Source organism: Clostridium sp. AM49-4BH, from assembly GCF_003478335.1.
Classification (GTDB): Bacteria; Bacillota; Clostridia; order Lachnospirales; family Lachnospiraceae; genus Butyribacter.
Map to the genome: position 1 here is coordinate 1 of NZ_QUFB01000011.1, position 25,745 is coordinate 25,745.

The 25,745-nt window shown below is 43.0% G+C and carries 22 protein-coding genes; 3 read left to right on the top strand and 19 right to left on the bottom strand.

Features of this window, described 5'->3' with window-relative positions:
- Positions 1 to 336: 336 nt before the first annotated feature.
- The 5 genes from DW981_RS04680 to DW981_RS04700 form a co-directional block, all read right to left on the bottom strand.
- Positions 337 to 882, bottom strand: coding sequence for a stage V sporulation T C-terminal domain-containing protein (locus DW981_RS04680; RefSeq protein WP_022025115.1), 546 nt, complete (start codon positions 880 to 882; stop codon positions 337 to 339).
- A gap of 120 nt (positions 883 to 1,002) precedes the next feature.
- Entirely contained in the window at positions 1,003 to 2,007 is a 1,005-nt protein-coding gene (locus tag DW981_RS04685) for a cysteine synthase family protein (RefSeq protein WP_022025114.1), read from the bottom strand.
- A gap of 30 nt (positions 2,008 to 2,037) precedes the next feature.
- Positions 2,038 to 3,423 carry a lanthionine synthetase LanC family protein gene (locus tag DW981_RS04690; RefSeq protein ID WP_118506940.1) on the bottom strand — a complete coding sequence of 462 codons (1,386 nt, stop codon included), beginning with the start codon at positions 3,421 to 3,423 and terminating at the stop codon, positions 2,038 to 2,040.
- Between the two features lie 321 nt (positions 3,424 to 3,744).
- On the bottom strand, positions 3,745 to 4,656 hold the full coding sequence (locus tag DW981_RS04695; protein ID WP_118506941.1) for a LysR family transcriptional regulator: 912 nt from the start codon (positions 4,654 to 4,656) through the stop codon (positions 3,745 to 3,747).
- 82 nt (positions 4,657 to 4,738) lie between these two features.
- On the bottom strand, positions 4,739 to 5,494 hold the full coding sequence (locus DW981_RS04700) for a DUF6033 family protein (protein ID WP_022025111.1): 756 nt from the start codon (positions 5,492 to 5,494) through the stop codon (positions 4,739 to 4,741).
- Positions 5,495 to 5,831: 337 nt separating this feature from the next.
- Between DW981_RS04700 and DW981_RS04705 the strand changes: the two genes are divergently transcribed.
- Together DW981_RS04705 and DW981_RS04710 are read left to right on the top strand one after the other, a co-directional pair.
- The gene (locus DW981_RS04705; protein WP_118506942.1) at positions 5,832 to 7,364 is read left to right on the top strand and encodes a sodium:solute symporter; all 1,533 of its coding nucleotides are present in this window, start codon (positions 5,832 to 5,834) and stop codon (positions 7,362 to 7,364) included.
- 188 nt (positions 7,365 to 7,552) lie between these two features.
- Complete coding sequence (locus tag DW981_RS04710; protein ID WP_207663982.1) at positions 7,553 to 8,395, top strand: amidohydrolase family protein; 843 nt, start codon at positions 7,553 to 7,555, stop codon at positions 8,393 to 8,395.
- A 177-nt stretch (positions 8,396 to 8,572) separates the two neighbouring features.
- Here the strand turns inward: DW981_RS04710 and DW981_RS04715 are convergent, their stop codons facing one another.
- The 3 genes from DW981_RS04715 to DW981_RS04725 form a co-directional block, all read right to left on the bottom strand.
- Positions 8,573 to 10,207 (bottom strand): class I adenylate-forming enzyme family protein, encoded by a 1,635-nt coding sequence (locus DW981_RS04715; RefSeq protein ID WP_022025108.1) that lies wholly within the window; start codon positions 10,205 to 10,207, stop codon positions 8,573 to 8,575.
- A 150-nt stretch (positions 10,208 to 10,357) separates the two neighbouring features.
- Complete coding sequence (locus DW981_RS04720) at positions 10,358 to 11,005, bottom strand: hypothetical protein (RefSeq protein ID WP_022025107.1); 648 nt, start codon at positions 11,003 to 11,005, stop codon at positions 10,358 to 10,360.
- 96 nt (positions 11,006 to 11,101) lie between these two features.
- Positions 11,102 to 13,558 (bottom strand): glycogen/starch/alpha-glucan phosphorylase, encoded by a 2,457-nt coding sequence (locus DW981_RS04725; RefSeq protein WP_022025106.1) that lies wholly within the window; start codon positions 13,556 to 13,558, stop codon positions 11,102 to 11,104.
- Between the two features lie 165 nt (positions 13,559 to 13,723).
- Here DW981_RS04725 and DW981_RS04730 point away from each other — a divergent pair, with 165 nt between their 5' ends.
- Positions 13,724 to 14,131, top strand: a complete 408-nt coding sequence (locus tag DW981_RS04730; RefSeq protein ID WP_022025105.1) for a protease complex subunit PrcB family protein — start codon at positions 13,724 to 13,726, stop codon at positions 14,129 to 14,131.
- Positions 14,132 to 14,140: 9 nt separating this feature from the next.
- Here DW981_RS04730 and DW981_RS04735 read toward each other — a convergent pair whose 3' ends face one another.
- The 11 genes from DW981_RS04735 to DW981_RS04795 all read right to left on the bottom strand — a co-directional run bounded on the left by DW981_RS04735 (position 14,141) and on the right by DW981_RS04795 (position 25,722).
- Entirely contained in the window at positions 14,141 to 15,076 is a 936-nt protein-coding gene (locus DW981_RS04735) for a DUF6382 domain-containing protein (protein WP_118506944.1), read from the bottom strand.
- Positions 15,063 to 15,482, bottom strand: a complete 420-nt coding sequence (locus DW981_RS04740; protein WP_022025103.1) for a TadE family protein — start codon at positions 15,480 to 15,482, stop codon at positions 15,063 to 15,065. The genes DW981_RS04735 and DW981_RS04740 overlap by 14 nt, the downstream gene beginning before the upstream one ends.
- Entirely contained in the window at positions 15,479 to 15,910 is a 432-nt protein-coding gene (locus tag DW981_RS04745) for a prepilin peptidase (RefSeq protein ID WP_118506945.1), read from the bottom strand. The genes DW981_RS04740 and DW981_RS04745 overlap by 4 nt, the downstream gene beginning before the upstream one ends.
- A complete protein-coding gene (locus DW981_RS04750) occupies positions 15,911 to 16,636 on the bottom strand; it encodes a hypothetical protein (RefSeq protein ID WP_022025101.1) in 726 nt (241 codons plus the stop codon).
- 179 nt (positions 16,637 to 16,815) lie between these two features.
- Positions 16,816 to 18,474: a DUF5702 domain-containing protein gene (locus DW981_RS04755; RefSeq protein WP_147352606.1), complete on the bottom strand. Its 1,659-nt coding sequence runs from the start codon at positions 18,472 to 18,474 to the stop codon at positions 16,816 to 16,818.
- Positions 18,475 to 18,583: 109 nt separating this feature from the next.
- Positions 18,584 to 18,781: a Flp1 family type IVb pilin gene (locus DW981_RS04760; protein ID WP_022025099.1), complete on the bottom strand. Its 198-nt coding sequence runs from the start codon at positions 18,779 to 18,781 to the stop codon at positions 18,584 to 18,586.
- Between the two features lie 15 nt (positions 18,782 to 18,796).
- A complete protein-coding gene (locus tag DW981_RS04765) occupies positions 18,797 to 19,957 on the bottom strand; it encodes a type II secretion system F family protein (RefSeq protein ID WP_182434137.1) in 1,161 nt (386 codons plus the stop codon).
- 190 nt (positions 19,958 to 20,147) lie between these two features.
- Positions 20,148 to 20,765: a type II secretion system F family protein gene (locus tag DW981_RS04770; protein ID WP_147352607.1), complete on the bottom strand. Its 618-nt coding sequence runs from the start codon at positions 20,763 to 20,765 to the stop codon at positions 20,148 to 20,150.
- A 202-nt stretch (positions 20,766 to 20,967) separates the two neighbouring features.
- On the bottom strand, positions 20,968 to 22,149 hold the full coding sequence (locus DW981_RS04775) for a CpaF family protein (protein ID WP_118506983.1): 1,182 nt from the start codon (positions 22,147 to 22,149) through the stop codon (positions 20,968 to 20,970).
- Between the two features lie 41 nt (positions 22,150 to 22,190).
- The gene (locus DW981_RS04780; RefSeq protein WP_118506949.1) at positions 22,191 to 23,141 is read right to left on the bottom strand and encodes a hypothetical protein; all 951 of its coding nucleotides are present in this window, start codon (positions 23,139 to 23,141) and stop codon (positions 22,191 to 22,193) included.
- An 841-nt stretch (positions 23,142 to 23,982) separates the two neighbouring features.
- Entirely contained in the window at positions 23,983 to 25,722 is a 1,740-nt protein-coding gene (locus DW981_RS04795; protein ID WP_118506951.1) for a S8 family peptidase, read from the bottom strand.
- Positions 25,723 to 25,745 lie beyond the last annotated feature (23 nt).

Below are 25,745 nucleotides of genomic sequence, written 5' to 3' on the forward strand. Positions count from 1 at the left end.
TCATCCATTTTTGGACGGGACGCTTTCGCTACGATGCGCTACGTCACGTTACTTAATGTCTCTGAAATACGAGACATAAGTAACGACGAGCGCAAAGTCCCTTTCAAAAATGATGAATACCTTGCTTCCGGGACTTCGAGTTTCCGTAAGGCATGTAAATCATAAATCAGAGACAACAAAATCTAGAAATCACTGTGAAAACTAATTGCGGCAAGGCAATTGCTATAGTTTCTTCATGGCAGAACCCACAATATGGTGGCTGCAAAATATAATTAAACTATCGACATAATAAGCAATAAGTGACCAGATGGCAGCTTCGGATGTGCGAAGTTTGAATTACTGTTCTAATTGTCTTCCCAAAAAACCTGCTGCCACGCGAGCTAATTTGTGCTCCGTATCTCCCAAAGACACCTCTTTGCTGCGTGTAAATATTACAACGGCCCCTATCGCATCTCCTTCTGATATGATTGGACAGATCACTTCCCATGCAAAGTTCTCAGGCTCATCACACACTTTTCGATACTCTTTGCCTGCTCCGGAGGCGACCACACTCTCTCTTCTGTCGATCATACGCTCCAAATCCCTGCTGACTGCTTTATCTAACAGCAATTTTTTCGTGCCTGATGATGCAGCTATGATATGCTCCCGGTCCGTCACCGCAACTTGATGTCCCGTTGTCTGCGCTAATGCATCTGCATACTGCTGTGCTAATATTCCCATATCCTCCATCATGGAATATTTCTTTAATATCACTTCGCCTTCTCTGTCTGTATAAATTTCTAACGGGTCTCCTTCACGGATACGCAAAGTACGACGAATTTCCTTCGGTATTACGACTCGTCCCAGATCGTCAATTTTTCTGATTATTCCTGTTGCTTTCACCAATGTTTCCTCCAATTCCATATTTTAGCAATAACAAATTGTCATTTTTGCTGCATATTCACTTTGGAGTTAGTATGTGGAAATCCGGAAAAATTATACAACCGAGATCTCACCTGCTGATTACTGTACTTTTTTATCAAGTGGATACATATTGGTGCTTAAATATTTCATTCCGTTATCTGCCAAAATAACAACAATATTTTTGCCGGCATTTTCCGGTCTTTGGGCAACAATAGTTGCTGCGTGCAGTGCTGCACCGGCAGACTGTCCCAAAAACACACCATCCGTCTGTGCAATTTCGCGGCCAAGAGCATACGCATCTTCGCCTTTGACATCAATATATTCATCGTAATCAAATCCGACAATAAATGGTGCCTTTGCAGCATCCGGGAAACCCGGATCGCCAAATGGCGCAATGCCGTCAATGGTCTGCGGATCTTCGGAACCACCAGGTCTTGAGGTCGGATCTGCCTGTACGGCAACAATTTTAACATCCGGATTTTTTTCACGGAAATATTTAGTAAGTCCGGTAATTGTTCCTGCAGTTCCACTGGTTGCTACTAAAATATCTACTTTGCCATCTGTATCTTCCCAGATCTCCGGTCCGGTTGTCGCATAATGAACTCCCGGATTGGCCTCATTGGCCAACTGGTTAATGAAATAATGATGCGTTGGCTGAGCATCGCAATATTTCTGGATCGCTTCCTGATAAAATCCTGTTGTGAATGTTCCGTTCGCAAAGGCTTCCGGCACGCCCGGCACATCAAACATGCTCTTTAAGTCAGCGCCATATGCACGCAGCATCTTTTGGCGTTCTTCGGACTGGCCCGGCTCCAAAAATACCGTCAGCTTGTAACCACGGCTTGCAGAAAATGCAGCCAACCCAATTCCGGTATTTCCAGAGGTGTTTTCTACGATCGTATCTCCCGGGTGAAGAATACCATCTTCCTCTGCCTTTTTGATCATGTTAAGAGCGGCGCGGTCCTTGATGGAACCCGATGGATTAAAATACTCCAATTTTCCCAGCAAATGTGCTTTGATATCGTGTTTTTCCTCAAACTTTTCAAACTCAAATAACGGTGTGCGTCCTACTAATTCTTCAATATTTTTTACAATCTTTGCCATAACTATTCTCGTTCCTTTCTTTTTTGCAATTTACGATACATACAGATCTTGATAAGGATCTTCTAGGTATCCCGGTAAATATGTCTTATCTTCTATGTACTGCGCCAACGCCAACAACGATGCCGCGCAGCCGCCACTTCCGTGATACAGTCCCACATACGCCTCTGATCGGTCCGGTTCATGCCGGTTCCAAGACGTATACCAATTGCGCACTTTGTGCTGATAGGTCGATTCACCAATGATCGCCTCAGCCGCCTCATAGGCCGCATCCAGATATACCGAATTACCTGTCAGCTTATGTACATGCAGAAAATGTTCTAACATTCCCGCTGCACCACAGCAATAGCAATTCGTTCTCCAATAACCGTCCGAATGTTTCGTTGGCGCACCGGCTGCCAACAGACCATTAGTCAACTTAATGACAAAATCTTTATACGATTCGTCTCCGGTAATCCGATACAGTTTGTAAAACAATCTTGAGGTGCCGATCGGTCCCTGACATACTCCCAGATAATACAGGTCTGTCAGATACGTATCGTTATACTTAACCAAAGCTGCCTCGCCATCTTCGGAGTAGTCTGCAATATTTTGAATATACTGTGCCGCTTTCTTTGCAATGTCTAAATATTCTTCCTGATGCGTCTGCTCATATACGCTTGCCAAAATATAACCACAGCCTGCAGCACCATATTCAAATCCCGGGAAATAGCCACCCGCTTTGCCAATTGTCGGAAAAGTCTCTGTATCCATTACGTACCAGCGGTATCCACCCTGCGGCGCATCTTCCTTGCGGTCTGCAATATATTTCGCTGCTTTTGCCGCGGCATCCAGATATTTATCACCGCCGAACGTATTATAAACGTCGAGCAGAAATAGGATCAAACCACCTTCGCCTAATATGCCGTAAAACCCATACCAAGTAAGTGCTCCCTGCTCGTCTTTTGCTGCCTCGATCGCATCATCGGCAACTGTCAGCGCAAACTGCTTATAACGTTCCTCTCCTGTAATTTTATAGAGTTCCTTTGCAACATAGGCACCTCCCGCCGGACCATTCAAATAACCGATGTAGGCCCCCTGCAAAAATGGTACTTCCGTCGCAAAATCCTCTTTGCCACGATATTTACGGATCACATAACGGATACCTGCCTCCGCCTTGCGTAAGTATTTCTCTTGCTCTGTCGCGACATAATATTTCAAATATAATAATGCAATTCCTGCTGCGCCCGCATACAGACTCGCATCATCTAAAAGTAAGGCATCCTTTTCCACTTGTTTGCCCGGCATGACATCCCAGCTCTCCACATCACCATCTACATGGCCATATTGTTCGATCCAATTGACCGATTCTGCTGCCGTCTGGAGAAGTCTCTGCCGATCTAACGGTGCAAATGCCTTGATCCAGTTTCTTTTACTCATAAGCGCTGCTCCTTTCTCCTACTATCTCTATAGGAATTATCTATATTCGAATCATACTACTCTTTTCGATCTTTGTATAATCTCCAAAAAATATAACGTGTTATAGTTTTTTTCTATAACACGTTATATTTACGCAACATTATTATATTTATGCGATACTGTTATACTTACGCGGTACTCGTTATACTTACGCAGCATTATTATATTTATGCGATACTGTTATACTTACGCAGCATTATTATATTTACGCAGTACTGTTATGCTTATGCGGCATTATTACACTTATGCGGTACTTGTTATACTTACTCGCCTTTATTATATTTACGCCAATACCTTATCCTTGTATTTGCTTAACTCTTCAAGGAATTTATTACCCATTTCACTCATAACTGACGCTTTGCGCGCGATATAGCCAATGGTCATTTTCTCGTCTGTCTCCAATTTAACTGCACAAAACGCAGAACCGTTCAGTTCCTCACAAATAATACCGGAACATAATGTATAACCATTGATTCCAACCATCAGATTAAGCATGGTCGCTCTATCATTAGCACGCACCAACTGCTTATAAGCATAGGTGCTCAGTACTTCTTCCGCATAATAAAACGAATTACTTTCTCCTTGTGCAAAGGCAAGACACGGATAATCATTCAGCCCTTCCATAGTGACGCTTGACTTGCCCGCAAGCGGATTGTTTTTACTCATGTAGGCATAAATCCCACATTCAAACAATGGTGTAAATACCAGCCCGGACTCCCGAAAAATCTTCTGCAACACTGCCTGATTATAAGCATTCAAATAGAGCACACCTATTTCACTGATCTGATTTTTGACGTTTTCAATGACTTCATGCGTCTTCGTCTCATGGATCTCAAACTCATACTCTTCCATGCCATACTGATCGATCACTGATACAAACGCATTCACCGCAAACGTGTAATGCTGCATAGAGACATGAAAAGTACGCTTGATATTTTTGTGCGATATATATTTAGCATCCAAAATGTCATATTGCTCGATCACTGACTTTGCATAGCCCAAAAACTCACGTCCCTTGACGGTAAGAGATATGCCGCTCTTTGTTCGTGAGAAAATTTCGAATCCAACTTCCTGTTCTAACGACTTCAAAGATGCAGTCAGGCTCGGCTGCGAAATGAACAGTTTTTTGGCAGCTTCATTGATCGAGCTGTCTTTGGACAATTCCACAATATACTTTAATTGATTCAAGGTCATCGTTCTAGTTTCCTTTATTATTATGTCCCATTTTCAGGATAATTCTCTCCTATTTATGTCCCATTTTCAGGACAATTTGCTCCTATACGGAAAGATCAAATTTCTGTCCAACAGACCGGGTGGCCTCTTCTTTCACCGTATTCCAGTCAACCTTCTGTAATTTATCTAATAGCTCCTCGTAGGATGATGCCTGTACTTTTGTCTTTTTCTTCACGGTCTCTTTCTGATCGGCAGCTTTTTCCTTTTTGGCGGCTTTCTTCTTCTCTTCTGCTTTGGCATCCTTTGCATCTTCTATGCGCTCTTTCTGCTTTGCTGTAGACTTCTCCAGTTCCGCAAAGTATGACACTGTACCATCATCATGAAAAGCAATGCCTACTTTCACAATATCGTCATAAGATGCGCCGTTCTGACCATCTTCTGTCTCTTTGTTGGCAAGCTGTTCTTTAAGCTGCTTGAATTTCTCAAGTGCATCATTGATCATGTCGAGCCTTTCCTGCTTGTAGCTCTCATCGTTTGCCATCTTTTCCAGTTCATCGCCGGTAAACAACGCCGAAAAATCTTTAGTTCCTGCAGACATGATCGACTGTGCTTCCTCATCACTGCTAAAATCTGCCACAAAAAAATCCATATTGGTATATTTATCTTTCAGCTCGTCTAACAACGCTTTCGCTTTAGTCGAAAGATTATCATATGTATTCGTCTTATCTGCCGCTGTACTGCTGCTTTTTTTTGCAGGGGCTGCATTATTCTCTGCCTTTGCTGCTTTCTTATTCTGCATTGTCTTTGCCACATCATAATACTGTGCTGCTGCACCACTATTTGTCACTACCTGATTCATACATTACCTCCATTTACTGTATGTCACTCTGAGTCATCTGCGCCAACGTCTCACATCTTGCACGGCATCACAATGTCCAATCGCATTATGTAATATTTCGGCTATTTAATATATCGGATAAGATTTGCTATTTCCTTACGCAATTTTCATTTGTTCCTGCGCAATGATCTTTCCATTCTGCCACAACATGATACGATCCTAAAATTAAACGATATAATCATTGTGCGTGCTTCGCAACCTATGGTATGATGAAGTTGCTGTTTTGACATATATGTTTTTATAAACATGAGTTGGTATACGCAGCAGATAAACTATTCTAAAGAAATGGAGAAGAAATATGAAATTAGCAATTTTAATCCTTTACTTTGCAGTCCTGATCGGTATCGGGCTGTATTGCAGGAAACACACTACTGATGTCAATGGTTTTGTATTAGGTGGTCGCTCAGTTGGTCCCTGGCTGACTGCTTTTGCCTATGGAACCTCATATTTTTCTGCCGTTGTCTTTGTCGGCTATGCCGGACAATTTGGTTGGAAATATGGTATTGCAGCGACTTGGGCCGGTATTGGAAATGCGCTGATCGGCTCGCTGTTAGCATGGGTTGTCCTAGGTCGACGCACACGAATAATGACACAGCACTTAGACTCGGCAACAATGCCACAGTTTTTTGGAGAACGTTTTAACAGCCGCGCCCTAAAGGTCGCTGCTTCCGTCATTATTTTTATCTTCCTGATCCCTTATACAGCATCTCTTTATAATGGATTATCACGTTTGTTTGGTATGGCTTTTGATATTGACTATTCCGTATGTATCATCATTATGGCTGTACTTACCGCAATTTATGTTATTGCAGGCGGATATATGGCAACGGCGATCAATGATTTCATTCAGGGTATCATAATGTTGGTCGGCATTGTTGCGGTCATCGCTGCGGTATTGATGAGCAAGGGCGGATTTATGGCTTCCTTGAATGGTCTGGCTCAGATAAGCGATCCGGAAGTTTCCAAAGCACCCGGCATTTTCGCCTCTTTCTTTGGTCCTGATCCACTTGGTCTTTTGTTTGTGGTTATTTTGACATCGCTCGGTACCTGGGGGCTGCCACAGATGGTACAAAAATTTTATGCCATCAAAGATGAGTCCTCGATCAAGACAGGCACTATTATTTCAACAATCTTTGCCATGATCGTCGCCGGTGGAAGTTATTTTCTCGGTGGATTTGGCCGTCTGTTCTCGGATCAGATCGACGTGGAGGCAAATGGCTTTGACTCTATTATCCCAACCATGTTATCCGGGCTGCCATCCGTGCTGATCGCCTTAGTCGTGATCTTAGTGTTGTCTGCTTCGATGTCAACATTATCTTCGCTCGTTATTGCGTCCAGCTCTACGTTGACGATTGATTTTATCAAAGATAATTTTGTGAAAAACATGAGTGAAAAGAAACAGGTATTACTGATCCGCGTTTTGATCGTGGTATTTATCGCAATATCTTCAGTCTTAGCTTTGATCCAGTATAAGAGCTCCGTAACATTCATTGCGCAGTTGATGGGCGTGTCTTGGGGTGCTCTTGCCGGTTCTTTCTTAGCACCATTTATGTACTCTCTGTACGTAAAATGGGTCACCAAAGCGTCCTGTTTTGTCTGCTTTATTTTTAGCTCCGTATTGATGATCGCTAATATTTTCTGCAGAGAATCTTTCCCTGTAATTATGCAGTCACCGATCAACTGTGGTGCTATCGCGATGTTGGCCGGACTTGTGATCGTGCCGGTTGTCAGTCTGTTTACTCCGAAACCGGATAAAGCAATGGTAGACAGTACGTTTGCTTGTTATGACAAGGAGAATACAGTATCCCAAAAAACTGCGTTAGGTAAATAATGGCAGTGGGATATTAATGGATGAATAATAAAGTTGACGGCTACGGGAAATGCTATACTGGCAACCAGATACTTATTGATTTACCATAAAATTAATGGTTATGGGAAATGCTATACTGGCAACTAGATACTTATTGATTTACCATGAAATTAATGGTTATGGAAAATGCTCTCAATAGCAGTTATTATATGACAGAAAGAAGGATTGTTATGATTATTGATTTTCATACACATATATTTCCAGAAAAAATCGCCAGTCGGGCTATTGCAAGTCTGGAACAAAAAGCAAAGATGCGTGCGCACGTAAGTGGTGTTGAGGCGTCACTCCGTGCATCCATGGATAAAAGCGGTGTTGATCTGTCTATTATTCTTCCTGTGGTTACGAATCCGCATCAATTCGAAACGGTGAATCGTGTCGCAGTGGAAACCAACGAACACACCAAGGAAACCGGACTGTTATCGTTCGGCGGCATTCATCCGGATAATGACAATTACCGGGAAATCATTCAATTTCTTGCAGGCCATGGCTGTAAGGGGATCAAGATCCATCCGGTGTATCAAGGTGTGGCGATTGATGATATCCGATTTTTGCGCATCATTGACTGTGCGGAAGAATACGGTTTGGTCACCATTACACATGCCGGATACGACATTGGTTTTCCGGGAGAAGAACAATCCCTTCCTGTACACATATGCAATATGCTAGACGAAATCAAACCGTCCCGCATGGTTCTGGCACATATGGGCGGCTGGGGATGTTGGGATCAGGTTATGGATCGCATCATTGGACGAGATGTATATTTAGATACTGCTTTTTCAACAACTTCAGCACCCCGCGAGGGCGCGCCATTGTCCATGGATCTGTTCACGGTAATGATCCAAAAACATGGTGCTGACCGCATTGTCATGGGCAGCGATAGTCCTTGGAGCGATCAGCTAGACTCTATCAATGCTATAAAAAATTGCAATATTCCAGAAGAAAGCATAGCAAAAATTCTTGGAGATAATGCAAAGAAATTATTGCAGTTATAGTTGCTAGCTGCATTTTATAAAAATATTGTGAAAATATAAGTAATAGGGCATATCAACTGTGATATGCCCTTGCTTTTATGCGTGTTTGTATTTGGTAGTTTTCTAAACATTATAACGACGTATGCTATTTGTTTATGCTTAGTTTCCTAAGCATTGTTACAGCGTATGCTGGTTATTTTATGCTTGATTTTCCTGCGCTACCAGGCGATCTGCACCATACATTTTACGTAGTTTTGGTTTTTCAATCTTCCCGGTTGCATTTCGCGGGATCTCACTAAAGATAATTTCCTTTGGTCGCTTATATCGCGGCAATTCCATACAGAATTCTTCGATTTCCTCCTCTGTGCAGCTCATACCATCCTTTACTTCAATGATCGCTGCAGTCTTCTCCCCTAATCGACGATCCGGAAGACCGATCACCGCTACATCCTTGATCTTATCGTGTCTGCGCATGAAATCCTCAATCTGTACCGGATAAATATTCTCACCGCCACTAACGATAACATCTTTTTTACGGTCAACTAAGAAATAAAAACCATCCTCATCCTGCATTGCCATGTCTCCGGTATACAACCAGCCATCTTTTAAGGTTTCTGCAGTTGCTTTCTCATTGTGATAATAACAGGTCATGACACCCGGACCCTTTACACATAGTTCTCCGACTTCTCCCTGCTTCACTTCTACGCCCTGCTCATCAACAATTTTGCACTGCCATCGATATCCCGGCACACCGATTGCACCGACTTTATGTATATTTTCAACACCAAGATGCACACAACCCGGTCCTGTCGACTCGGACAAACCGTAATTGGTATCATATGCATGATTCGGAAAATATTCTTTCCAACGTTTGATCAAGGAAGGTGGCACCGGCTGAGCACCAATATGCATCAAGCGCCACTGCGATAACTCATAATCTTCCAGCTTCAGATCTCCACGATCCAGCGCATCCAAGATATCCTGAGCCCATGGTACTAACAGCCAGACAATCGTACACTTTTCGCTAGAAACGGCAGATAAGATCGTATCCGGCTTCGTTCCTTTTAATAGCACCGCCTTGCTGCCTGCAACCAAACTTCCCATCCAATGGAACTTGGCTCCGGTATGATATAATGGCGGAATACACAAAAATACGTCATCTCTGCCTGTACTATGATGTTTTTGTTCCATTTCAGCGGCCTGCGTCAAGCTCTGATGTTTGTGTAAGATCGCCTTTGGAAAACCTGTTGTTCCCGAAGAAAAGTAGATTGCTCCATAATCATCTTCTGTCAGCGGGATATCAGGTGTTTTACTGGAACAATCCGCAACAAGTTCATGATAACTCTCTGCAAAGTCCGGACAGCCGTCCCCAACATAGATCAATAGTCTTCCTTTACTCAGCTTTTCTGCATTTGCCTCGATCCGTCCGATAAACGCAGGCCCGAATACGATTATATCCACTTCGGCAAGCTCTGCACAATATAAGATCTCCTCTGCATCATAGCGAAAGTTAAACGGCACTGCTATTGCTCCTGATTTGAGCACTCCAAAATAAATAGGCAGCCATTCCAAGCAATTATACATCAGAATTGCTACTTTATCGCCCTTTTTTATTCCTCGACTAAGCAGCAGGTTTGCAAAACGGTTTGCCTTTTCGTTAAATACCCCCCAAGTAATTTCACGTCGATACGGTTCGAAACGAGATGGCTGGATCAATTCATACTCTTTCCAACTCGTTCTCCTTGTATCTTTTTCATCCGGATTCAATTCCACCAACGCAACTTCATTCGGATATAGTTTTGCATTTCTTTCCAAAAAATCTGTAACAGGCATCCTTTTTTCCTATCCTTTCTCCGTACTTTTTAAATATAGCATTCTCCTATCACTGAAAGAAAAAACCGGCACTATCACGTGCCGGTTTAGATTCCGTGGTAGTCGCCCGCAGCCATCCACTGCATCGGGTGACTTCTCTGCTATATTGTGTTAAATTTTCGAATATCCATAACTGTTTACGATAGCATCCAGTTTACGTTTCTCTTTGCAGTATGGGCATTCACTTGGCAGATAATTCTTGTAACTGCCAACATCATCTACATGGTAGATTGAATGAACCGGAATACCTTCAACCTCATCTACAGCTGTAAAGATCGCCGATACCCCCTGCACATTACCGCCATAATATCGAATTGCCTGTATGCTCTGCTCAACTGTCTGTCCGGTAGTCGCACTTGCTAACAGTAGTACGACATGCTTGTTGGTAAGCATAGCTTCAACATTATCGCGAAATATGATCTGTCCACTCGTATTGATCTCGGGAGTAACAATATTCACACATTCATGTGTATTCATGGACATGATCCCTGCGTCTGTAAGCTCTTCTGCCAAATATGCTCCTATAACTTCACAGCCATCCATGCACACGATGGTATCTACCGCTTTCGTATGTTTATATTCCCGCACAAATTCTTTCGCTACCAGCTGCGCTTCCGTGTGGCGACACTTTATCGGTGTGATATCAAGGTAATAGTTGATGTGTGAGTGATTGGTTGCAAAGTGACCAGGATATGCCTTCAACTCAATCTTTCGATTTGCTTTTGCCGGTATTTTAACCTGTCTGTCCAACATGCTCATAGTCCTAACCTCCTTTATGTAGTTAATATTCATATGAGTATTGCCAGACGAAATATCCTTTTTCCTCTGGCAATACCTTACGTTCTAATTATATGATTATTCCGGTAACTCTACCGTAACTTTCTCCAAGTGCCATAACTCTGTTGCATACTCTTCAATCGTACGGTCGGAAGAGAATTTACCACTCTTAGCTGTATTGAGAAGCGCAGACTTAGCCCATGCATCTTCATTTCTGTAAGCTGCCTCTACACGCTGCTGTGCCTCCGCATAGGAACGGAAATCCTTCAAAATAAAGTACATATCCGGACGTCCGCCGTTGCCATCGAGCAAAGAATTGTAAATATCACGGAACTCTTCCGGATTACCCGGTGCATACGTACCATCAACTAACTGTGTCAGCACGGCACGGATGTCTGAATCCATGTTGTAGATTTCTCTTGGATTGTACTCATTGTTGTGCTCATATGCAATAACCTCGTCTGAGGACAGACCAAAGATAAATGCATTTTCCTCTCCAACTTCCTCGACAATCTCTACGTTCGCTCCATCCATAGTTCCCAGTGTCAATGCACCATTTAACATAAACTTCATATTACCGGTACCTGATGCCTCTTTACTGGCAGTGGAAATCTGCTCAGATACATCTGCAGCTGCGAAAATGATCTCTGCATTCGATACACGATAATTTTCGATAAATACCACTTTGATCTTATCATGAATACTCTTATCATTATTTACCACATCCGCAACACTATTGATCAATTTAATGATCTGTTTTGCGACATGATAACCTGCAGACGCCTTAGCACCAAAGATAAATGTACGTGGGTAGAAATCCTTATCCGGATTTTTCTTTAACTCATTGTACAGATACATTACATGCAAAATATTTAATAACTGTCTCTTATACTCATGCAGTCTCTTAACCTGTACATCAAAAATCGAACGTGGATTAACCTCAACTCCATTATGTTTCTTGATATACTCTGCAAGACGTACCTTATTCTGATACTTAATGTTCATGAATTCCTTACGGCTTAATTCATCCTCTGCATATACGGCAAGATTATTAATATGAGACAGATCTGTGATCCACTCATCACCGATCTTCTTCGTAACCCAATCAGCCAGCAACGGATTTCCATGAAGAAGGAAACGACGCTGTGTAATTCCATTGGTCTTATTGTTAAATTTCTCAGGCATCATAAGATAGAAGTCTTTTAATTCCTGATTTTTTAAGATTTCTGTATGTAATCTGGCAACACCATTAACAGAGAAACTTCCTACAATTGCCAAGTGTGCCATCTTAACCTGTCCATCATAAATGATAGCCATGCGTTCTACTTTACCGTAGTCTCCCGGATATGCAGACTGGATTTCTAAAATAAAACGACGGTTGATCTCTTCAACGATCTGATAAATTCTAGGGAGAAGACGTGAGAACAGCTCTAACGGCCATTTTTCAAGTGCTTCTGACATAATTGTATGGTTTGTATATGCGCAGGTCTTCTTAGTGATTGCCCATGCCTCATCCCATTCCAAACTATACTGGTCCATCAATATGCGCATCAACTCTGCTACCGCAACAGTCGGATGTGTGTCGTTCAATTGGAAACATACTTTTTCATGAATCTTACGAATGTCATCATGGTTTTCCATATATTTTGCAACTGCAAGCTGTACACTTGCGGATACAAAGAAATACTGCTGCTTTAAGCGAAGCTCTTTACCTGCCATATGATTGTCATTTGGATAAAGCACCTCACAAATCGTACGTGCAAGATTCTCCTGCTCAACAGCTTTCTGATAATCTCCTTTGTCAAAAGAACTCAAGTTGAATGTATCAATTGCCTCTGCATCCCATATGCGCAGCGTATTAACCACATTATTCTGATAACCAACGATTGGCATATCATATGGTACGGCACGAACACTCTGATAATTTTCCTGAACAAACTTGTCCTTACCATTCTCATCTTTGCGGATCGCTACATATCCACCAAACTTAACTTCTACCGCATATTCCGGACGTTTGATCTCAAATGGGTTGCCATCTTTCAACCAATCATCCGGCTTCTCAACCTGATAGCCATTCTCAATCGCCTGCTTGAACATTCCATATTTGTAACGAATTCCACAACCGTATGCAGAATATCCTAATGTTGATAATGAATCTAAGAAACAAGCGGCTAAACGTCCCAAACCACCATTACCAAGTGCTGCATCCGGTTCCTGATCCTCGATAACATCCAAATCTAATCCCAGCTCTTCTACAGCTTCCTTAATTTCTTTATTTCCCTTCAGATTAATGATCATATTGCCAAGAGCACGTCCCATCAAAAATTCCATAGACAAATAGTATACAGTCTTGACATCCTTCTCTTCGTATGTCTTGTGCGTTGCCATCCACTGGTCAACAATAAAATCTTTTACCGCATATGAAACTGCCTGAAACAACTGTTGCTGGTCAGCTTCCTTGATTGTCTTACGAAATAAAACCTTTACGTAATCCTCAATTTCTTTTTTGAATTCTTCTTTGTTGATTTCCTTCATTCTCCTAGGCCCTCCTAAAATTGCCGACGCCAAAAGAACTCCCGTCCTCCCGACACATCATGCTCCGCACGCTTATTATATACTATTGTAGTGCAAAAATCAAATTGAATATATATTCTGACCCCCGCATAAAATATCAATAACAACGAGTAGGAGCAATTGTTTATGCGACACTTCTATCGTATGATGACTGTGATCATTTTAACCTGTATTATGCTTTGCGGATGTTCTAAGGAGAACCCTCCCGACAAGATTGCAGATGCAGACTTCACGGTAATAACGGGTTCCGACATTCCAGAAGAGCTGCAAAGCCTTATCAACGAGCGCAAAAAGAATCCGTTTTCACTTACTTTCACCGATCAATCTTACCTTTATGTTGTCAGAGGCTATGGCAAGCAGTCTTGTGGCGGCTATAAGATCACGGTAAATGATTTTTGCAAGCGAGAGGATGGACTGTATTTTGATACCGAATTATTCGGTCCCAAAAGCGACAATCCTGATGAGCGCAGTTCCTATCCTTATATTGTTATCAAAACAGAATATGTCGACCTGCCGGTCAGTTTTTCAAAATAGTTAACATCGTCAACAGATGTCGTATGTTATATCTGCAAACGAAATGAGATCTCCGGGATTACATGTTGTTCTGACATGTGGCATAAGTTGCTCTCCGTTTAAGAAGGTTCCGTTTGCAGAGTCACAGTCTTCAATCTGTATTTGATCGTCATCAATATACAAGACTGCATGTTCTCTGCTAATATAATCTATCGGAATGCAAACATCCTCTGTCTGTAGACGTCCTATGTGCACCTCCGATTTTAACAGCGATATAACAGCAGGCACACATATACTCTGCAGGGTCTGTTGTGGTAAAGCCCGCTTTCCGTGAAGGGATAGCTGCAATTTACTATCAGCTTTCGGCTGCAAGGTTCGAGACACATCTTTTGGCTGTTTCGTCTGTTCCTGCGATACGCTCTGCTGTCGTATTATATGCTCTGCCAATTCTGCCATGGTGCATCTCCGTTCACAAACCATATCATACAAGCCATAAAAAGAGGCTGTGGCAGTTCTGTTTGAGTGCAATATCCGTTTCATTAAAAATTCCATGACGGCTCGCACTCCCTCTGCGATCTCCACATCATGATCCGGATGGTAACAGAGCCATATTCTGCTGTTGTCCCGACTTAAAAATACCATTTGTTCATTTAATACAAACTGTTCTGCCGATAAAAAATACTGCTCTGCCCCCTGTACTGTCTGCAGCAATGAAAGCAGGATCTTCAACGCCTTGTCCACAGATAAGCCGGCTTCTGCATACACCGATTCCAGCGTTTGCATTTTATTTACTTCATAGTAGACATGCAGCCTTTCATCAATGTACTGCTGGCTTATGGGCAGAACACCCCGAATCTGGTTGTACTGCATCATCTTGAATCCGATATCTCCTGACCATCGCAGTGCAGTTTCTTCGTCTGCTGCAATGGTAACATACTTTCCGGTACCCTGTTCAATCTCTATCATCAGATTCTCCTTTCCGGCGAAATCGTACTATGTCCGATGGCTGCTGTTCATCCCATTCCAAACAATACACGGAATTTTGGCTATCAGCAAAAAAGATTGCTGTAAGATCATTCTGCCATACAGATTCCAACTTTGCCTGCCCTCGCCACACCGTCCTTTTGTGGGAAATTGCTGTTTCCGTCACATTCCCCATCCAGAGATTTTGCTGCAAAGTGCGCTTCCACTCCTCGTTAGTTGGCAATTCCTCTCCAGTATCACTGTATTGTATCAATCCGTTCTGTATATTTGCCTGCAGAACACACTGATCATGCACCCAAAATAATGCGTATAATAATACAAATACGACACCTAATACTATCGGGATGACAAATGCTGCTTCAACTGTATAACTTCCTTTCCACCTCATTGCAACACCTCTGCAAACAACACCACTCCTACCCCTACCAGCAAATAGGGTGCCAATGGGATCTCTAGATCTTTATCAACCCGGCAAACCATATACAAAATGCAGGCTGTAATAAAAACCATACTAAATGTCACCAACAGAACAAGCATATTCTGCCGCATCCCAAGTGCCAACTGTATCATGCCGATCATAATCGCATCACCTGTGCCAATTTTGTCTCTGCTTGCAATGCATAGCAGTTCAAGGAACGTACATAATACTGCTGCTCCCACAATTCGAATCGGCGTAAGGCATCCCATAACGCCCAATGCCACAGCGATATACAGTGTCGTGATCGCCACGACAATGGCAGGTATCCTTCGATAACGCAGATCATATACGCTGCATACGCCTAATGTCATTAACAAACTACTGTTTACAAATACCATCTACTCCCTCCCACATTTACTGCACGCGGGCAAATCCCCCACCTGCGATTTCTTTAATTTACGGATAGAACGACGCAGTCCCGCACAATCTTTCTCCTTATGATATCTATCACCATACGGCGTAATATACCATTGCATCTGTGCTGTTAGCTGCTGCCCATCCGCACACAATTCACATGCTTTGTACTTGCCGCCCGAACGATTACGTTCCTTTTCCACTAGTTTTCCTGTTACCTGACGGATCCCAAGCTTTAGATATGTACAATCCAATCTAAGATGGTACACTGTCCCATTTCGGGCAAGATAGACGCAGCTATCCGCTGCTCGGTCTGTACTGATCATAGAATGTCCACTATAATTGTGAAGCGGCATTCTTTGATACAGCGTTATTTGAAACCACTCACCGATCATCGGCACACTTTTTCGCCATATACACTCACAAGTTCCGCTGTCCCCCGATATTTTCCAGTTTACCAGCCATTTATCGCCCCTATCCGTTTGAAGTATTGGTGTTCTAATGCCCAAACTTTCATATCGCTCTGCCACCGTTACCAATTGTTCCTGAATCTGCCTCTGCTCCTGCAAAATCTGAAACAGATACAAAAAGCTGCAAAACACTAAGAAAAAAATAGGAACAATAAATGTTGCTTCAACCGTCAATGCCCCACGGCACATGGTCAATCTGCTGTAATAATCCATGTTAGGATCTTGTTTGTTCTGATGCACCCAAATTACCACCTGCCTTTCCCAACAGATTTGCAAAAAGTCGAGCAGGACATCCTCTGACATTAGGTTATGCAAAAGAGAGTCTGACCTATGATAAAGATTTTAATTCTTAGATTGTAAGCGCAGAAATGCCAGAGAACATCCTGCTCGACTTTTTGCTGTAACAAACAGCACTTCTATTAATATTGATACATCACCTCTAACTGTCGCTGTTCCTGCACAACGCCCAATTGGGACATACTCCAGAACAAAGACTGCCGATATACCACTTTCACTTTTGCCAGATCAATACATTGATCTATACAAAAAGTCTGGTTGTATCGCTCGCGAAGATCCGTCTCGATCAATGATATTGCTCGTTCCCGCATACTTTTCTCCACAGTCAAAGCCATAAGCATCCCTAAATACTGCATATATGACATCGCCTTTCCCGTTATGACACCACCGCCTTTCTTGTATATTTCTGCTTTTTTTCGCAAAAAGCTCTTTGAAACCATACATATTTCCGAATAACGCATTTGAAAAGATGCGTGCTGTTTGAATAATGGCACCTTATAACCACATAATAATGCAGTTATATCAATCAAGCTCTCCTCGACTGCCAAGATCAATAAAATAGTCTGGTTGATTGCTTGTATGACCGGCGGAAGACCTGTTGCTCCCGCAATTACAGTCGCAGTGGCAAGACTTTCTGCTTTCAACTGCTCATCCGTATTCACGTACGCATAATTAATCATTGTACGTAAAAGTAACATGCGATTTACAATGCCAAGCATACAGTCCTTTTCGTTTTCTTTCCCTTCGATCAGATATTCTAACCCGCATCTGGTCGACCGATTGCGATCCGTTGTATAGCAAGAAAACACACAAAAAGCATAACGCATAAGTAATAGTTTTTGTCCTGTTGGTGTTAAATTGCCCTGCAGATCAAAACTTTCTTTTGTACTCAAAAGTTCTTTTAACAGACCCGCCGCTTGTCCGATACTCTTGGCTTGCTGATCCTCTCCCGACAATTTCTCCGTGTCACATACCAACTGCAAGATGCCGTCTCTCATCAACTCGCAAAAACTTTCCAACGGATTACCATTTGCATGATCCTGCGTTGCCATACCGCCATCCCCATCCATGACATTCCCAGAGGATCCCGCCTTTCTAACCGATCGCTTATTTGCTTCCGCAAACTGTCCATCTTCCCCATCAAACCTCCTATTTCCCCCGGCAAACTGACTGTCTGCCTTATCAGACTGTTTCTTTCTTTTAGGCGATGTTTTTTCCGGATCATCCATCTCCCCTTTCTCATACTTTTCGGTCTGCTCCAGTGATTTTGACCACGCCGTGGTACCCTCTCGAAAAAGATCACGCAAACTATCTACTCCCACCTTTGAGTTTGTGGAATCGCCCTTTGTAAATAACCGATCCAAAACATCTTCTACCGTTTCACTTGCTAAAAACAACTTAATCTGACGATACAACTCCTCGCGGTCTGCCACACTCTTTATGTCCGCAATTGTGCAGGAAATGTCATGGATACGATATAAGTCAATATTTGCGGAAGACGCTGCCTTATCCTGCTGTCCCAAAGCTGTCTGCAACTGCCTTTCGATATTTCGCGACAATTCATCCTGATTCTTCTGACTATATCCTCCATAACCAAACAACCCATAATCTTCATACAATTCTCGATTGTATTCTCCAAACACTGCATGTAAAGCTCCTTTGGCCGAAAGTCTGGCATAACTTTCCCCTGTCAAAAAACGTACGTTCTCAATTGTGACTAGAACTAATGACAAGATCATCCCAAACAGCAGCGTCATAAATACGGTAATTGCACCTTTCACAAAACACATCCCTCCTCTCACTTCCGGTTCCCTGCAAAATACATCCACCTCCACCCTTTCCGGATTTCTTCAGAAAACTTCCTCTAGTTCCACACCTCAAACTTATGCTCTACTTCTTTTTGATCGATATTCCTGTATTGATCTTACTCGCACCGGAATTAATCTGTTGAAATGCGTTTGTCACAATCGCCGTAATCTGCTCTCTGAAAATAACAACCAGCATGATCAACACAACCAAAATCAATATGATCTCTACAACTCCGATTCCCGATTCGTCTTTCCAAAATTGTTTCCATCTGTTCTTCATATTCTTTCCTTTCTGCTACATGGAGCGGAATGCTGCATATAAAATCATCACAAACACAATCAGCAGCATTAACATCATGGGAAACAGCATTTTTGTTCCTGCCTTTTCTCCTGCCTCCTTAGCCTGTTCCTTGCGTTTTTGAAACGCATCCTGTGCTTCCTGTTCCAAAAGGCGCAACATATCTGCTGAACCTTTCCGAAGATTTTGTGTCAAAAGTGCACTGAATTTCATATAGCAAAGAATGCCTGTCCGCTTTGCAAATAATTCATAGGCACGTTCTTCACCCATTCCATTCTGCATCTCACGTTCTGTCACACTCATCTCCTCATACAAATAACGTTTTGCTTGCTTTCTATCCAGACCCGATTGATAATCGTCTGTCATTTTGATCCATGCGCTCTTGATCGTCATGCCGGCCCCCACTAACAGAACAAACTGTTCCACCATTTCCGGGTAATCCTTACATAGTTCCTCATCCCGTTTACGGACATTTTGCTGCATCTGACTATTGTAAAGCAGCATTCCTGCAATCGCTGCCAAGATCATCCCCACCACGCATGGCACCAAATAAGAATCTGTTTTATCACGATAAGTAATCTCTCGTCCCTCCACCCTTGTCGGAAGAAAGATTCTTTTATCGCTTGCAGTATCCTCAAGCCGCTTATTAAATGCAGCCTCCCATTTTTGAAGCCACTGTTCAAACTTTGTCCGTTGTGGCGGCTGTATGGTTAATTCTAAAACGACACTCTCCTGCACATCTTCACAAGACAACTCTGCAGTGATTTCTGTTTTGTACGGCTTAATAATCTCAGCCCATACAATCTCGCCATTATCTGTAATCAATCCCTCCTTATCTAACTGCCATGCCACTTGCACCATTGTATCCGGAACTGTTTCTATCAGATTTAATGAAGATGTGATATTATCCGCCGAATTATTTTCACCAAGATATAACTTTTGCACCTTTTCTCTCGCGATCGCAAATTGCTCCTTGATCTCATGCTTTGTCAATTTACGTGCAGGAAGTTTAACCGTATAATCCTGCTTACCATCCTCTGTCTCAATCTGCATTTCAATGGTCTTATCTCTGCCACCAGCCTCAGAACGCTCCATCATATTTCCATGCCAAATCTCATGCTTTTTTGATGAAGATATAACAAACAATGCACATAACACTCCTGCGACCACCATTCCGGTCAATGCATACCTGGCACTCTTTCGAAGAATATTACAAACAATTCCTCCGTTCCTTTACCAACATACAACTTAGATAACGATGTCAACTGTTTCTCGCAAAACCTTGAACGCAGCCACGATATGATAACTGAAAATGAATGTTCCAATTTGTTTGATCTTCCCTGATAATTCATATCTCAATACGACTGATGCGATCGATCCAATATGCTGCTGCCAGATAAACAAGTAAAAGAACTGCCATAACAGGGCGTCCTTCCCAACGATATAACGGATCTAAAAATCCCGGAGAGAACACCCAGAAATACAATATAATGGCTAACGGCATCAGTTTCATAATCTGTGCCTCCATTTGTTTTCCTGCGATCATCACCAATATTTCCCGTTTGACCTCCATTTTTTCACTAATCCTATCTGCAGTCATTCTTGTAATCGCTATCAAATCTCCTCCTGTTCTCTTTGCAATATGTAAGACTTGCGCAAAACGCATAACGTCCTCCACTTGCGTCAATTGCCCAAACCGATAAAAAACCTCTTCTATCGGTTGATTTAACTGCAATTCATATGACATCCTCTGCATCTGTGGCACCAAAACGGAATGTTCCCCGTAAAGCAATACCAGATCTTTTTGTGATTCTTCCAAAGCATTTTCCATAGAATAACCGGCCTGTAATGCGGCTGCGATTCCCTGTAATCCTTCACGAAACTCGATACTGATCTGGTTTTGCCAGCGTCTTTTGGCTCGTTTCTTCTCTGTGATCACGCCATAGATCGCAGTCGCCAAACTCACAAGTACACACAACCATAGACTTCGAAAGAAAAGTAAAACAATTCCAGCCCCCTGTATGCCCCATATTCCAAAGCATTTGATGAGTTCGAAATATCTGCTGCGTCCTTTCACCAAATCACCCCTTTTGTCGAAATGTACTGTTGCATTCCCTCCATCAGATCTCCTGCCTATGAAAATATTACGATTTTTCCATCATCTTCCCCTATCCACAAGGAACTTTTACACCTGCTAATTCTAATTTTGTGGTTTGACTTAATTTAGCGCCCGTCCACTGCAGATTTCCTACGACAGTTCCATCCTCTGCTTCCCCTCGTTCCTGAAATTGAAATATGTCCCGCAGAACAATATGCCCTTCTTGCATCCCTGCGACCTCGGCTATCGTTAAGACTTTCCGGCTGCGATCACGCAACCGCCCCAATTGCACCACAATATCAATTGCAGAAGCTATCTGGCTGCGTACTGCTTCAAGGGGAATGTCCATCCCCATAAGTACCAATGTCTCCAATCTGTTCAACATATCCTGTGGACTATTGGCATGCCCTGTAGACAAACTTCCATCATGTCCGGTATTCATTGCTGTCAGCAACTCACACGCTGCCGCATCTCTCACCTCTCCCAAAATGATTCGATCCGGCCGCATGCGCAATGCTGATCGCAACAAATCCCGAATAGATACTGCATTCTTCCCCTCCAAATTAGCCTCCCTGGCTTCCAGTCTGACTAAATTGGCAATTCCCTGTATCTGCAGCTCCGCAGAATCCTCTACGGTGATCAAACGTTCCGTCTCCGGAATGAAGCATGACAGTGCATTTAAGAAGGTAGTCTTTCCGCTGCCGGTACCTCCACTTATAAATATGTTGTATCCGGCTATAACAAGACTTTTTAGGAATTCTGCCGCCTCTCGTGTTATCGAGCCAATCTCGATCAATGTTTGGATCGTGATCGGCTGATTCGGAAATTTACGAATTGTCAAAATAGGTCCATTGATCGCAACCGGAGGTAATACCACATTTACACGTGATCCATCCTCCAGCCTGACATCCACAATCGGACTTGCCTCATTGACAACACGATTCATTCTGCTGACAATCTGTTGAATAACATCCTCTAATTTCGACTGACTGGAAAAACTATGTGGATAGCGGTATAGTCTTCCCGCCTTTTCGATAAAGATTGTCTGATAGCCATTCACCATGATCTCTGTGACATCATCTTGTTCCAGAATTTCCTGTAAAATATCCAATTTACGCAGTGAATTAAAAATCCCCTGTATCATTTCCTGTTTCTGAGTAACGGAAAAATACATTTCATGCCCCAGATCAAGCACCCGCTGCTGGATCATGTCCTTGATTTCTTCATCAGAAACAACACGTTCGCGATTCATGCATCGGATAATATCTTCCCTGATACACTCCTTGATCTTTGTCAGATCCTGCCGCGATTGACTGCCACATACTGCATCTTTGCCAGACACTCCTCCAATCCCTCCTTTTTAAGCAATGCCTCCCAGGATTTACACTTGCATTGCTGAGATCTCGTCGCAGGCTGCGGCACGAATAACTTATCCATGCATTTCAACAATTCCATCGAACCATCCCCGAAAAATCCAATATCAAAGACAACTTTTTCATACTCTGTATCTTCTGCCAATACGAGCAGCAGTCGTTCCAAGTCTTTCGCAGATAATTCATACAGATCCCTGTAATCCTCCACTGCAGCAATCCCTTCTATTGTTCCAATGCGACGAATAAGCGACTGTAACTTGACCGCTGTTTTCTCCTGTCTCTGCCGCAGAAAAAAGATCAGGTCTGACATTCCTCTGCACATATTGGCATTCCATATGTCATGATTGCGCTCATCATCTATCAGAACCTTTCCATCAAACACTTCAAAGTTCAGATAAAGACAACGGGTCTGTGCACTATACTTTTGAGCCAATTGTAGTGCCATCGATGTCACACCAGCTCCACCATACGGTGCAAATACTCCGACAAACTCCGTCCCCTTCATCTGCTTTTTGGGAAGGGGAACCTTAAGTTCCTCATCGTCAGCCACGATCGCCAGTACCTCCTGCAACATACTTTCCGCAGATTGATACTTAAACAACACGGCCTGTCCATTGTCTTCTCTGACACATTGTCCATCGGACAGCAATATTAAGCGGTGAATACCATGGTTGATCCCGCGAAACAGTTCCCAGTCCCGCTCTCCGGTAATCAACAGCTCCGTTCCCTGTCCTATCAAAAATTTGCGCAGGCTCTCTTCACTTGTAAACAACCGGACATCAAACAAATTCTTTTGATGCTGACAAAAGTAGTCAGCCAAACGTCTCGTATAACCTTCCTCATCATACATTGCTACAACGATCTTCTTCACCTACACACCTCCCATTTACAACTTGACAGTAAGATTACAGTTCCCATTCGTATCTTCACCGTCTCCGTCCCTATTCGCTATCCCAAGCTTTCCGGCTGCAGGTACTCCCAACATGCCTTTGCACTCCTGCAGACATCAGCTTGGTGAAGCGTGCCGCAACTATAGCACCCCACTTCCGGCCCTGTCAACTGGTACAATTTTTGTGCAAATATGCCAAATCTATATCTAGACTATTAGTAAAATCCAACGAAAACAGTATAAAAGGAACACCCCTGCCAACCCGAAAAATGCCGAAATTGTCAGGCTGATTTCGTTAATATTGACGATAAGATTTTCGTTCAGATAACACATAAAAAAATTGCAGACATATAGAACAATAAGGCCTGACAGACATCGGAGCAACACTTCCGAAAGGTACTGCATCCAGGACAAAGCCCCATACCCAATTACCTTGACCACCAAAAACGCAATTACCACAATCAACATGGCAAACATAGCAATCTACCCCTTTCTTTCTGTCATTTTTTTCAGATAACACTATATATTTATTCGTTTTATTCTTTTTTAGGACAGGAATAAATTAACAGTATTTGGTCTATACTATTACAAAAGATGGAGGTAGAAAGGATGAATGTAGCCATGAGATTATTGGAAAAGAAAAAGGAACTTCCCAAAAAAGAAAAGTTCCTTAAAAAATCATTATTAGAAGCACAAAAAAATCTGACAGATGCGTATGCCGGGCTGGATTCTGTGCAGGAGCCTGACTTGATCGACAGTTACATCTATCAATTGAACGCTGCCTATCTGCGTTACCGCGTACTTTTGCGCGATGTAAAAGCACTTACTTCGGACGAAGTGCATCAAACACCCCATATAGATTCAGAAATCCATATCCCCACATTCGATTTGGAAACTCGCGCCCTGTCCGATCTGTCCCCCGGATCAAATACTTTTTAAGAGTTGTCGTATCCATGGACAAGTCGTTGCGTTTCACAATTCCCCATTCTGCCAGTAGGGCTACTGTGCCCGCCGTCAAAGCTGCAGCAATGCTGGAACCATTTCGCATACCATAACGTGCCTCTTCCGCTCGCTGTCTCTGCGTATCTGCCGGCGTCATTCCGGTAAATGCAATTGGTCCTAAAACCTGAATGCCCGGTGCCGCCACGTCCGGCTTGATGTAATCATCACGACTGTAACCACGGCTGGAATCAACTGCAATGCCGCGCGTTGTTGAATCATAATAAGCCACTGTAATAACTCCAAGATTATTCGCCGGATCACAGATTGTCGTATTGGGATCTGAACGCAAAAATCGTGTATCTCCCGGAAGTAATTCGTACATCGGCAGCCATATATGAAATCTGCCCGGCATATTTTGTTCATTAAAAACACGAATTTTCCAAACACCTTCCTGCGGCTGCAAAAAACGCAGCAAAATGCATTCGTCCCCGTTTTCCTGATCGATCAAAAGATTCTGAATTTCCACGACTGTATTTTCAAATAGGAAAGAAATCACTCGCTTTTCTGCCTGTCTCGGCACCGTTTTTCCGCTATATTCGCCGCTTGGTGAGATCAAACCTATCGAAAATACCTGCGTTGCATCGCTCCACAGCTCCATCACAAATCCGTCTCTTCCCTCGGCAACCTCTAACTCAACCTCTTCGCTGCCTCCCTGCAAAATAACGCCACTTTCATAGTGTCTCGCTGTGTTCGCCTCATTCCCTGCTGCCGTTACCACAAAAGTACCGCGATAATCCCCATAATCCCGCAGTAATTCTCCAATCACACCGCCACGGACATGACCTCCCAAATTCGTACCAACACCAAGGCACAACACAAGAGGCATTCGCATTTGCACTGCTTGCCGCCAGAGGTAACAAACGCCCAAAATCAAATCTGCTTCACTAAAACAAGTAATTTCCGAGGATATCTGATAATAATCTCTTAAATTTTGTTTTGCCTGCTTACATTTCACAACACAGATTGCTGCAGAAGGTGCCACTCCTGAAAATTGCCCATCTTCCGTCTCGTTTCCACAGGCAACTCCTGCCATAAATGTTCCATGCCCCTCCGTATCTCGGCTCGGAACGATCTCATAAGGATTGCTCGCCGAGATTGCTTCATTGATCTGTTCATTGCTATACTCACAGCCATACGCAAAACCTTTCGGCTTCTTCTCACCACCTTCTATCGTTTGATCCCATATACTTAAGATCCTGCTAGTCCCGTCTGCATTCATAAACGCCGGGTGCGTATAATCGATCCCCGTGTCGACAAACCCTACCAATACACCATTTCCAAACAATTCGAGTGCCGGAAGTCTTCTGACTGCCGACACTCCTATTTCGTTCAATATTTGTTCCGAGGAGAGCAGACCGTAGCAACGCGGCCTTTGTAGAAAACGTGCACGAATTCCCGCATCCTCAACTGTTGCCGCTTGATAGATCACTGCAAACCTCCGGCTGGCGAATTGTACACAATCCGTACCATACCACTGCTTGATCAATGCTTCGTCACCAGTGTGTTCTATCAAATAATCCTGATATTCATTGGAATAAATCTGCTGTTCACAGTCGGTCATAGGTATTTCACCTCACAAGGAAA